Origin of the sequence: Pseudonocardia kujensis, from assembly GCF_021283305.1 — a bacterium.
Lineage (GTDB): Bacteria > Actinomycetota > Actinomycetes > Mycobacteriales > Pseudonocardiaceae > Pseudonocardia > Pseudonocardia kujensis.
On record NZ_JAJSOK010000045.1, the window covers coordinates 49,201 to 59,144 of the forward strand.

Annotated in this window: 13 protein-coding genes; 9 read left to right on the forward strand and 4 right to left on the reverse strand. The window is 75.3% G+C overall.

The annotated features are described in order from the left end of the window. Positions 1 to 178 precede the first annotated feature (178 nt). The 5 genes from LWC35_RS26195 (at position 179) to LWC35_RS26215 (ending at position 3,233) form a co-directional block, all read left to right on the forward strand. Positions 179 to 610: an ATP-binding protein gene (locus tag LWC35_RS26195; protein ID WP_232872919.1), complete on the forward strand. Its 432-nt coding sequence runs from the start codon at positions 179 to 181 to the stop codon at positions 608 to 610. Between the two features lie 42 nt (positions 611 to 652). Continuing rightward, the gene (locus LWC35_RS26200) at positions 653 to 1,075 is read left to right on the forward strand and encodes a DUF5313 family protein (protein ID WP_232872920.1); all 423 of its coding nucleotides are present in this window, start codon (positions 653 to 655) and stop codon (positions 1,073 to 1,075) included. Further along, positions 1,072 to 1,263 carry a hypothetical protein gene (locus LWC35_RS26205; RefSeq protein ID WP_232872921.1) on the forward strand — a complete coding sequence of 64 codons (192 nt, stop codon included), beginning with the start codon at positions 1,072 to 1,074 and terminating at the stop codon, positions 1,261 to 1,263. Before LWC35_RS26200 ends, LWC35_RS26205 begins: the two co-directional genes overlap by 4 nt. A gap of 66 nt (positions 1,264 to 1,329) precedes the next feature. Next, positions 1,330 to 1,821, forward strand: a complete 492-nt coding sequence (locus LWC35_RS26210; protein WP_232872922.1) for a universal stress protein — start codon at positions 1,330 to 1,332, stop codon at positions 1,819 to 1,821. Positions 1,822 to 1,949: 128 nt separating this feature from the next. Further along, a complete protein-coding gene (locus LWC35_RS26215) occupies positions 1,950 to 3,233 on the forward strand; it encodes a sodium/calcium exchanger protein (protein ID WP_232872923.1) in 1,284 nt (427 codons plus the stop codon). 108 nt (positions 3,234 to 3,341) lie between these two features. Here LWC35_RS26215 and LWC35_RS26220 read toward each other — a convergent pair whose 3' ends face one another. Further along, a complete protein-coding gene (locus LWC35_RS26220; RefSeq protein WP_232872924.1) occupies positions 3,342 to 3,725 on the reverse strand; it encodes a hypothetical protein in 384 nt (127 codons plus the stop codon). Between the two features lie 170 nt (positions 3,726 to 3,895). Between LWC35_RS26220 and LWC35_RS26225 the strand changes: the two genes are divergently transcribed. After that, the gene (locus LWC35_RS26225) at positions 3,896 to 4,471 is read left to right on the forward strand and encodes a type 1 glutamine amidotransferase domain-containing protein (protein ID WP_232872925.1); all 576 of its coding nucleotides are present in this window, start codon (positions 3,896 to 3,898) and stop codon (positions 4,469 to 4,471) included. Positions 4,472 to 4,530: 59 nt separating this feature from the next. Continuing rightward, entirely contained in the window at positions 4,531 to 5,514 is a 984-nt protein-coding gene (locus LWC35_RS26230) for a DNA polymerase domain-containing protein (protein WP_232872926.1), read from the forward strand. A 101-nt stretch (positions 5,515 to 5,615) separates the two neighbouring features. Here the strand turns inward: LWC35_RS26230 and LWC35_RS26235 are convergent, their stop codons facing one another. Beyond that, positions 5,616 to 6,461 carry a hypothetical protein gene (locus tag LWC35_RS26235; RefSeq protein ID WP_232872927.1) on the reverse strand — a complete coding sequence of 282 codons (846 nt, stop codon included), beginning with the start codon at positions 6,459 to 6,461 and terminating at the stop codon, positions 5,616 to 5,618. A 20-nt stretch (positions 6,462 to 6,481) separates the two neighbouring features. Continuing rightward, complete coding sequence (gene ldt-CoaP, locus LWC35_RS26240) at positions 6,482 to 7,351, reverse strand: L,D-transpeptidase (RefSeq protein WP_232872928.1); 870 nt, start codon at positions 7,349 to 7,351, stop codon at positions 6,482 to 6,484. Between the two features lie 273 nt (positions 7,352 to 7,624). Between ldt-CoaP and LWC35_RS26245 the strand changes: the two genes are divergently transcribed. Next, positions 7,625 to 8,272, forward strand: a complete 648-nt coding sequence (locus LWC35_RS26245) for a class II aldolase/adducin family protein (RefSeq protein ID WP_232872932.1) — start codon at positions 7,625 to 7,627, stop codon at positions 8,270 to 8,272. On the opposite strand, the gene LWC35_RS26250 is transcribed toward LWC35_RS26245, so the two are convergent. Continuing rightward, the gene (locus LWC35_RS26250) at positions 8,260 to 8,703 is read right to left on the reverse strand and encodes a DUF1707 SHOCT-like domain-containing protein (protein ID WP_232872929.1); all 444 of its coding nucleotides are present in this window, start codon (positions 8,701 to 8,703) and stop codon (positions 8,260 to 8,262) included. The genes LWC35_RS26245 and LWC35_RS26250 overlap by 13 nt on opposite strands. Before the next feature lie 193 nt (positions 8,704 to 8,896). Here LWC35_RS26250 and LWC35_RS26255 point away from each other — a divergent pair. Beyond that, positions 8,897 to 9,944, forward strand: a 1,048-nt coding sequence (locus tag LWC35_RS26255; protein ID WP_232872930.1) for a sensor histidine kinase, incomplete at its 3' end; no start/stop codon positions are given.

Below are 9,944 nucleotides of genomic sequence, written 5' to 3' on the forward strand. Positions count from 1 at the left end.
CGCCGCTTCCCGGACCGCTCTCCTGTACCCGTTTCCTCCGATTTCACGCGAACGGGTGACCCTGCCGACCTGCGCACGGTGTGACAGAGGGATCGGATCGGGTGCGTATGCCGCGGACGCGGAGGGGGTACGCCCGGAGACGACGGGCGATGGCGGACGGCGGGAAGGGGGTAGCGGGATGACCTCGACCGGGACCGCGACGGTGCAGGACGACGTCGCCGGCGACCACGTGTGCTGGTGTTACGGCCCCGCGCCCGACGTGCCCGCCGGGGTGCGCCGGCGACTCGGCCCGGTGCTCGAGGCGTGGCGCGTGGAGGGCGAGACCGCCGACGACGTGCTGCTCGTCGTCACCGAGCTGGTCGCGAACGTCGTCGACCACGCCGGCACGCCCTTCGAGATCGCGCTGTACCGCGAGCCGGGCACGCTGCACGTGACCGTGCGCGACGGGTGCCCCGAACCGCCCGAGCCGCGCGGCATGGACCCGAACTCCTCCCGGGGTCGCGGGCTGCTCGTCGTGCAGGCGGTGTGCCGGGACTGGGGGTACGAGGTGCACGGCGGGTCCGACGCCGACCCGCCCGGGAAGACCATCCGTGCCGAGCTCGCGGCCTGAGCCCGGCGCGGTTCGGCACGCCCCCGTCGGGTACCCGGTGTGATGACCGGAATCGCGCGCCCCGGCCCCCTGCGCTGGCTGGCCTACGCCTTCGGTGCCGGGCTCCCCGCCCGGTACCGGACCTGGGTGCTGCACGACGTCACGGCCCCCACCTGGGTGCTCCGCCACCTGGTCCGCGCCGTCGTGCAGATCGCCCCCTTCGGCGTCGCCCTCTACCTGCTCGTCCCGGGGTCCCCGGGTATCCGGGCGACCGCGGTGGTGATGGGTGCGGTCATCGGCCTGCTCTACTCCGTGGCCTTCGTCGAGGCCGCCGCGGAGCACCGGGCGATCAAGGCCGGGTACCCGGAGGGCACGGCGGCCGCGACCCGCCGCGAACGCCGCGGCCGGCACGGGCCGGGCAGGAACCCCGGTGGACCGACGGGCCCGCCGCGCATCCCCACCCCGACGAACGGAGGCACCCGATGACCGATCCCGCCCACCCCACCGACCCCACCCGCACCGAGGAGACCGTCGACCGCCTCGAGGAGGACGTGGTCGGGCACCGCGTGGACCAGTCCCGCGACGAGGAGGACGACCCGCGCCCCGCCCACCGGCAGGACGTCGAGCCGGGCACCGACGCCGAGGACGGGCCCGGCGCCGAGCCGTCCGACTGACCCGGCCCCGGTCGACCCGTCCGCCCGACCGCCCCACGCGACCGCCCCGCCCCGGAGGAGAGCGCGATGATCCCGACCCTGTCGGACCCGGGCGGCGTCCCGGGGCGCCGCGAGGAGCACGACCCGCACACCGGGTTCCATCCCCGCGACCCGCACGACGCCCTGCGTCCCGACGCGCCACCGGAGACCCTGACCACCCCGGCGCCGGAGACGCGGTTCGGGGCGCTGGTCGTCGGGCTCGACGGGTCGCCGCAGGCCCGCGCTGCGCTGCGCTGGGCGGTGGCCGAGGCGCGGACGCGGGACGTGGCCGTCGACGTCGTCCCCCTCGCCGAGGACCACGACGGGTGGCTCGACGAGGTCCTCCGGGCGACCGACGAGGCGGTGGAGGTGCGGACCGTGGAGGAACGCGGCGACCCCGCGACCGTGCTGCTCGCGCACGCGAGCGCGGCCCAGCTGCTGGTGCTGGGACACGTCGGCGGCCGGCTCGACGACGTCGCGCGGCGGTGCACCGAGCACGCCCGCTGCCCCGTCGTGCTCGTCCCGGTGGCCGGGCGCTGACCGTGGCCCGTCCCGACGAGTCCGAGAAGTCCGGGAAGTCCGGGAAGTCAGGGAAGTCAGGGAAGTCAGGGAGGGCCGAGCGCTCCGACTCCCCCGGGCGGCGCCCCCCGCTGCCCCTGATCGCCGCGGTGGTCCTCGCACTGCCCGGTCTCTACCTCGGCGCGGCGAGCGTGCTCGGGCTGCCGCACCCCGAGCTCCCGGCCCCGGCCGCGGTCGCGGTCTACGGACTGGCGATCGTCGGCGCCGCCTTCGTGCTGTCCTGGGCCGGCGAGGCGGCACAGGTGGACATGAGCGCCGGGCTCGCGCTCGCGATCCTGGCGCTGCTCGCGGTCCTGCCCGAGTACGCCGTCGACTTCGTGTTCACCATGCGGGCGGGCGAGGTCTTCTCCGCCCAGGGCGAGTGCGTCCCCGATCCCGGCGGCACCAACCCGTGCTCGCTGGCGCTGGCCAACATGACCGGCGCGAACCGGGTGCTGGTCGGCATCGGGTGGCCGCTGGTCGTGCTGGTCGCCGTGCTCGCCGCCCGCAAGCAGGGCCGCCGGGCGGACAGCGGGCGCGAGGGCGACCGCGCGGGCGTGCGGCTGCCGCGCACCCTCTCCGCCGAGGTCGTGTTCCTCGGCATCGCCACGCTCTACTCCCTGACGCTCCCGCTGCGCAGCACCCTGACCATGGCCGACACGGTGGTTCTCGTCGCCGTGTTCGTCGGCTACGCGCTGCGCCTCGCTCAGGGGCCGGCGGAGGAACCCGACCTGCACGGCAGCGCGAAGTGGGTGGCCGAGCGGCCGGCCACGGGCCGGCGGTGGCTCTACGGGGTGCTCTTCGCGGTCGCCGCGCTGATCATCCTGGCGACCGCCGAGCACTTCGCCGACGGGCTGGTCCACACCGGCTCCGAGCTCGGCGTCGACCGGTTCGTGCTGGTCCAGTGGGTGGCGCCGCTGGCGAGCGAGGCCCCCGAGCTGATCGTCGCGTGCCTCTACGCCCGGCGGCTGCGGGCCGGGGACTCGCTCGGCACCCTGCTCTCCAGCAAGGTCAACCAGTGGACGCTGCTGGTGGGCACGCTCCCGCTGGTCTTCGCGATCGCGTCGGGGTCGTTGCACGGCCTGCCGCTCGACGACCAGCAGCGGGTCGAGCTGCTGCTCACCGGCACGCAGTCCTTCTTCGCGGTGAGCATCCTGGTGACGCTGGGGCTGACCTGGCGCGGGGCGCTCGCGCTCGTCGTGCTGTTCGCGGTCCAGTTCGGGACGTCGATCTCGCTGCCGGCGCAGACCGTGCACACCGTGTCGCTCGCGCTCTCCGGGGTGTACCTGCTGCTCGGCGTGGCCCAGCTCGTCCGGCACCGGCGGGCGTTGCCCCGGCTGGTGCGCGACGGCCTGCGGACGGACCCCTACCGGCTGGCCGAGGAGGCGGCCTGATCCCTGGTCGGGTGCGGTCGGGGCGGTCCTGGCGCGACCCGCGGGCGGCGGCCCGTGAGGCGGTGACGTCGGGTGGCGGCGTCGGGTGGTGACGTCAGGGTGGTGACGTCAGGCGGTGACCTTGTGCGGGGTGCCGCGGAAGGCGTACCAGAAGGGTTCGAGCTCCGGGTCCGCCGCGGGGCGGGCCTTCGCACCGGCGGCCTTGCCGAACATCCGCTTCAGCGCCCTCTTCGCCGACCGCTCCGCGGCCGCGGCCAGGTCCTCCGCCTCGGACCGGCGCGGCCCGCGCAGCACCGCCACGAACACGAACCGCCGTGTCGCGGCCCGCGCGGCCGGTCGCCACGCCGGGACCCACTCCAGCTCCGCGGTGAGCGGGCGGTCCGGGTCGGTGCAGATCGCGCGCGTGAGCGCGGCCTCCAGGACGTGGGGATCGACGTCCGCGGGCGCCTTGACCCGCAACAGAGCCATGACGGGTTCGGTGGACGTGCGCACGTCGACCCCTTCGTCGGTGGTCCCGCGGCCGGCGCGGGCGGGTGCGCCGCTGCCTGCTCAACGTGCGTTGCCCCGCACGATGGCACATCGCGGCGGGTTGCGCAGCGGGTATCCGGGTATTGCCGATCACGAGGCCGCGGGCGCACCGCGGCCCGGGAAGGAGAGCCACGATGGGTGTACTGGACGGCAAGCGCGTCGCGATCCTCGCGACCGACGGCGTCGAGGAGGTCGAGCTGACCGAGCCACGCAAGGCGGTCGAGGACGCCGGCGCCACCACCGAGATCGTGTCGATCTCCACGGACGCCATCCAGTCCATGAACTCGGACATCTCGCCGAGCGGGGTCTACCCCGTGGACAAGGTGGCGTCGCAGGTCTCGGCGGCGGACTACGACGCGCTGATCATGCCGGGTGGCACCGTGAACGCGGACCGCCTGCGCATGGACCAGGACGTGCTGAAGTTCGTCAAGGACGTGTTCGCCGCCGGCAAGCCGGTGGGCGTGATCTGCCACGGGCCGTGGACGCTCGTCGAGGCGGATCTGGTGAAGGGCCGCACGCTGACGTCGTTCCCGAGCCTGCGGACGGACATCCGCAACGCGGGTGGCAACGTGGTCGACGAGGAGGTCGTCACCGACCAGGGGCTCGTCAGCAGCCGCAACCCCGGCGACCTCGAGGCCTTCTGCGCCAAGATCGTCGAGGAGTTCGCGGAGGGCGAGCACTCCGTCCACCCGGAGGGCGCCACCGCGTGACCGCAGCCGCCCGCCGGGCCATGATGCCTGCATGACGAGGTGCTCATGAGGGGGCCGGCGTGACGGCGGGCGAGGAACGGGCGGGCGTCGCGCTCTCGAGCCTGGACTCCGCCCTCGTCGACGGGGACACCGCCACCAAGCGGGACCTCGTCGACTACCTCGACACCGTCGCCGACCGGATGGTCCCGGTCCTGGCCGACCGGCCGCTCTCGGTGATCCGGGTGCGGCCGGGCCAGGAACCGTTCATGCAGAAGAACCTCCCCCGCTACACCCCGGACTGGGTGCGCAGCACGGTCATCCGCTCGCAGACCGGCCGCGAGGTCCGTTACGCGCTCTGCGACGACCGGCGCACCCTGCTCTGGCTGGCCAACCAGCGGTCCGTGGAGTACCACCCGGCCCTGTTCACCGCGGGCGTGGACCGGGCCTCCCAGCTGGTGCTGGACCTCGACCCGCCGGAGGGCGCCGGCTTCCCCGCCGTGGTCGCGGTGGCCCACCTGGTTCGCGAGGCGCTCGCCGGGGCCGGGCTGACCGGCGCGGTGAAGACGAGCGGGTCCAAGGGCGTCCACATCGTCGTCCCGTTGGCGCCCACCCCGTTCGACGACGCGGCGGCCGCCACCCGCGCGCTGGCCGCGCGCACCGAGCGGCTCGATCCCGGCATCGCGACCACCGCGTTCCTCCGCGAGGAGCGCGAGGGCAAGGTGTTCGTCGACTCCACCCGCGCGGGCGGCGCGACGGTGGTCGCCGCCTACAGCCCGCGCATCCGGCCCGGCCTGCCGGTGTCGTTCCCGCTCCGCTGGGACGAGCTCGACGACGTCTCCCCCACCGACTTCACCCTCCGGACCGCGCCGGATCTGCTCGCGGGACGACCATCCTGGACCGAGGCACTGCCCGCGCCGCAGGAGCTCCCCGCCGACCTCCTCGAGGAGGGGCACGCGATCCCGGTCGCCCGGGTCCAGGCGATGCACGAGGGTAAACGGCGCAAGCGCGCCGCCGCCGACGGCGCCACCGATCGCGCGGCGCCGGACCCGGCCCGCGAGGGCTGAGCCCGGGCCCGGGAACGGACGGGGCCGGAGCCGGAGCCACGTGCCCCCCACGCGCGACCCCGGCCCCCGACCTCCCGGCCCCGACCTCCCGTCCGGCCCCGTCAGCCGGTGACGGGCAGGCTCTTCTGCACGACCTCCGGTCGCGGCGCCTCGCCCGGCTCCGGCTCGTGCTTCTTCACCACGGGCTCGGCCTCGTGCTCCTTCTCCTCCTCCAGGGCGCACGTCGCGGACCCGACGGTGATCTTCAGCAGGTCGCCCTTCGGCGAGAGCGCCCTGAGCAGGTCGTCGACCGTCCTGAGCGGGGTCTTCTGCAGGTCCGGGAGCTGCCCGGTGACCAGGCCGACGAGGTCCGGGGCGACCTCCTGCTCCTCCTTGTTGAGCGGGCGCTTCGGGTCGTCCCGGTTCGGCAGCAGGGTGAGGGTGAAGCCGGTGACCGTGATCGAGTCGTCGTCGCGGTCCTGCTGGTTGAGCGTGACCTGCAGGAGCGGGGAGACGTCGAACCGCTGCTCCTCGGCCGGGGCCTTCACCGGGGTCCCCAGGATCGAGGCGTTCACGAGGTCGACGCCGGCCGACCCGCCGTCCGCGCCGTCGCACCAGGTCCGGAAGGTCTCCGCCTTGAGCACGTCGAGCAGGTTCACCTTCGCCACGGTCGCCTCGGCCCGGTGGCCCTCGGCCTCGGCGACCAGGGCGGAGAGGCCGATGCCGGGCTTGCCGTGCAGCGGGAGCGCCGTCACGTCGGCCACGCTCTGCCGGTCGTGGTCGCCGTCGCGGGACTCGGCGTACGGGCTCGGGCTGATCGACAGCAGGCCGTCGGTCCGGAAGACGTAGGCGGACGAGTCCACGACGGGCTCCGCGGAGGCGGCCGTGGAGCCCAGCAGGAGCACCGCCGCGGCCGTGGCCGCACCCACCGCGGCCGCTCCGGCACCGGCGAACTTGGAGGTCTTCACGCGTCGGGTCCCTTTCGTGATCATGCTTCGTCGATCGTCACGAGCGTGCCCAGGGGCACCTCTCGGAGCTGGCGCAGCGCGTCCGCGGGGACGCGGATGCAGCCGTCGCTGGTGGCGGTGCCGAACACGTCCGCGGTCGGCCAGGTGTGGATCGCGACGGTCCCCGGGCCGCCGCCGAAGGTGTCGTGCGTGGGGCTGTGCGTGCCCAGCGGGAGGATCACCGGCGAGTACCTCTGCTGGTCGTCGCTGAACGCGCCGAGCAGGAAGGTGCGGCCGGTGGGGGTCGGCGCCGAGGGCTTGCCGATGCCGACCGTCCACTGCGCGAGCCGGGTGCCGTCCTCGAACAGCTCCAGCTTCATGGAGCCGAGGTGCACGGCGATGCGGTAGGGCGTGGTCTTGACGTCGAGATCGGCCATCGGCAGCCAACCCGTCGAGGAGCTGGGCCGCGAGGGCAGCAGGACCTGCGCCCAGTCGCCCTGCCGGGCGATCACGGGGAGCCACGTGTCGCCGATCTGCGTCACCGGCATGCGGGCGATCGGGGTGCCGTCCGGGGCGTCGCGGACCACGGTCTCCCGGACCGGGTGCGCGACCCGGCCGTCCGTGGTCGCCTGCGGGGCCGGGTCGGGCACGGTTCCCTGCAGCGTCGTGTACGTCGTGCTCTCCTGCAGCGACGCCGGGTCGACGGCCGCCGCGACCGGGCCGGCGCCGGAGGCCGGTGCGCCGCCCTGCTGCGCGACGGGCGAGGGCGCGCCGCCGAGCAGCAGCCCGACGACCAGGACGATCGCCAGCGCGGCCACGACGCCGAAGCCGGCCCAGAGGACCAGCCCGGACCGGGTACGCCGGCGCGGGGCGGACCGGCGGTTCCGCGGGGGCAGGGTGTGGTTCGCCATCACGCACCCCATGACCGGTTGGCGGGGGTGGCGACGCGGACCGGGGAGGTTTCCGACGCGCTGTGCACGATCGGATGAACGACCGGCTCCACGATCAGGTGACGGCGTGCCCCGCGACGGGCGCGCCGCGTTCCGGCGGACGGAGTCGATCACGCGACGGACGGTCGTCACCCGCCGTTCGTCCGAGCCGGCGAGCGCCGAACGGTGTCCCGGCGGCGCCACGGACGGTTACCCTCACCCCGGCAGGAATGACGGAGCGTGACGGGAGACGGCGTGCTGCTGGCGGACGAGCGGGTGCGGATCGTGGAGTGCTGCCGGCGGATGGCCGCGGCGGGCCTCACGGTGGGCACCTCGGGCAACGTGAGCGAGCGGCGCGGGGACCTGGTCGCGATCACGCCGACCGGCGTCGACTACGGCGCGCTGACGCCGGCGGGTGTGTGCGTGGTCGATCTCGGGGGCGGCGCGGTCGAGGAGGGGCCGCGCGCGTCGTCCGAGCTGCCCATGCACCTCGCCGTGTACACGGGGACCGCGGCGCGGGCCGTCGTCCACACCCACCCGCTGTACGCGACGGCGCTGTCCACGGTGGTCGACGAGCTGCCGGGCATCCACTACCTGGTCATGCAGCTGGGCGGCCCGGTGCGGGTCGCGCCGTACGAGCGGTACGGGTCGGCCGCGCTTGCCGAGGCGAGCGTGCGGGCGATGGCGGGGCGCAGCGCGGTCCTGCTGCGCAACCACGGCGCCACGACCTACGGCGACACCCTCGCGCGGGCGTACGACCGGGCCGTGACGCTGGAGTGGCTGTGCCGGCTCTACCACCAGGCGCGGCTGCTCGGCGAGCCCGCGCTCCTCGCCGACGACGAGCTGGCCGCCGCCGGCGAGCAGCTGCGGACCTACGGGCAGCCCGGCGCTCAGCGCGGCTGAGCCGTGCGCCGGCGGGTCGCGAACCAGTAGTGCGCCGCCACGCTCACGAGGATCCAGAAGATCGGGCCGCCGGGCCAGAAGAACGACACCGGCCCGGCCACCCAGCGCACCAGGACGATCGCGACGAGCGCGAGCGCGAGACCGACGTGGATCATCAGCCGGCGGCTGGCGTCGGGCGTCAGCTCCCGGCGGCCCGGTAGGGCAGGCGGCGGCGCCGGCAGGTCGGCGGTCAGCGGGACCAGGTCCGCCGCGACCCTCGCGGCGTAGGCGGCCTGCTGGCGCTCGTCGGCCTCCTCGAGGGTCAGCCGGCCCTCGGCGGCGGCCACCCGGATGCGGTCGGCGACGGCCTCGCGGTCGGCGTCGGAGAGCCGCACCGCGGCGTCGCTGCGGAGGCGGGCGGTGTGCGCGGTGTGGTCGGTGCTCTCGTTCACGGTGTCCCCCAGGTGTTCTCGTGGTGTGCCTCCACGGTGCCGGGGACGGGCGGCCGGTACATCGGCCCGCGGGCGGGACCTGCGCTGCCACCCGAGGGGGGCCACGGCTGCGCCGCGTACGCCCGCGGGAGTACGCGGCCGGTCCCCCGCCGACCGACGCGTGCGGGGCGCGCGGCGCTCTAGGGTGCCGGGTGTGTCCTGGTGGGTCGGGTTGCTGCGGCGTTCGTGGCAGAGCGTGCCGCACACCGTCCTGACGCCGGCCGCCTGGCTGCTCGTGGGGCTGGTCGCCGAGCTCAACGCGGCACGCTTCGTGCCGACGGCCCGCCCGGTCGACGCCCTCGGCATCGCCCTGATCGTGCTCGGCCCGCTGCTGCTCGTCGTCCGCCGGGCGCACCCGCCCGCGGTCCTGGTCGGCTGCACCGCCGTCCTGCTCGTGTACCTGGCCCTCGGCTACCCCTTCGGGCCGGTGGTCGTGCCCTCGCTGGTCGCGCTGGCGGAGGCGATCGTGCACGGGCACCGGTGGGTCGCCTACGCCACCACCGTCGTCGCGGTGCTCGCCGGACTGGCGATCCAGATCGGGCTCCGCGGCGGCCTCGCCGGGATCGAGGGCCGCCTGGGCTGGCTGGCGTGGCTGGCGGCGTACGTCGCCGGCTGCGAGCTGTGGCGGGCCCGCACGGAGCGCCGCGCCCAGGCCCGGGCCGCCCGCGAGGAGACCGCGCGGCGGCAGGCCGGCGAGGAGCGCCTGCGGATCGCCCGCGAGCTGCACGACGTGCTCGGCCACCACGTCTCGCTGATCAACGTGCAGGCCGGCGTCGCCCTCTACCTGCTCGACGACGACCCCGAGCAGGCCCGCAGGGCGCTCGCCACGATCAAGGACGCCAGCCGGGACCTGCTGCGCGAGATGCGCTCGACGCTCGGGGTCCTCCGCGGGGTCGACGAGGAGCCGCCGCGGGCGCCCACGGCCGGGCTGGCGATGCTCGACCGCCTGATGGCCGACAACGAGGCCGCCGGCCTGGCCGTCACCGCCGCGGTCGACGCCGACGTCCGGGCCCTGCCACCGAGCGTCGACCTCGCCGCCTACCGCATCGTCCAGGAGGCGCTGACCAACGTCCGCAAGCACGCCGCGGCCGCGCACGCGCTGGTCGAGGTGACCGGGACCGACGGCGCGCTGCGGATCGTCGTCGACGACGACGGCGCGGGCCCGTCCGACCGGCCCGGCGAGGGCGGCGCCGGGCCGGTCG

Coding starts and splice junctions, on each gene's coding strand:
- LWC35_RS26200 (WP_232872920.1), top strand. CDS start 653: ATGACCGGAATCGCGCGCCCCGGCCCCCTGCGCTGGCTGGCCTACGCC.
- LWC35_RS26205 (WP_232872921.1), top strand. CDS start 1,072: ATGACCGATCCCGCCCACCCCACCGACCCCACCCGCACCGAGGAGACC.
- LWC35_RS26195 (WP_232872919.1), top strand. CDS start 179: ATGACCTCGACCGGGACCGCGACGGTGCAGGACGACGTCGCCGGCGAC.
- LWC35_RS26210 (WP_232872922.1), top strand. CDS start 1,330: ATGATCCCGACCCTGTCGGACCCGGGCGGCGTCCCGGGGCGCCGCGAG.
- LWC35_RS26225 (WP_232872925.1), top strand. CDS start 3,896: ATGGGTGTACTGGACGGCAAGCGCGTCGCGATCCTCGCGACCGACGGC.
- ldt-CoaP (WP_232872928.1), bottom strand. CDS start 7,351: ATGGCGAACCACACCCTGCCCCCGCGGAACCGCCGGTCCGCCCCGCGC.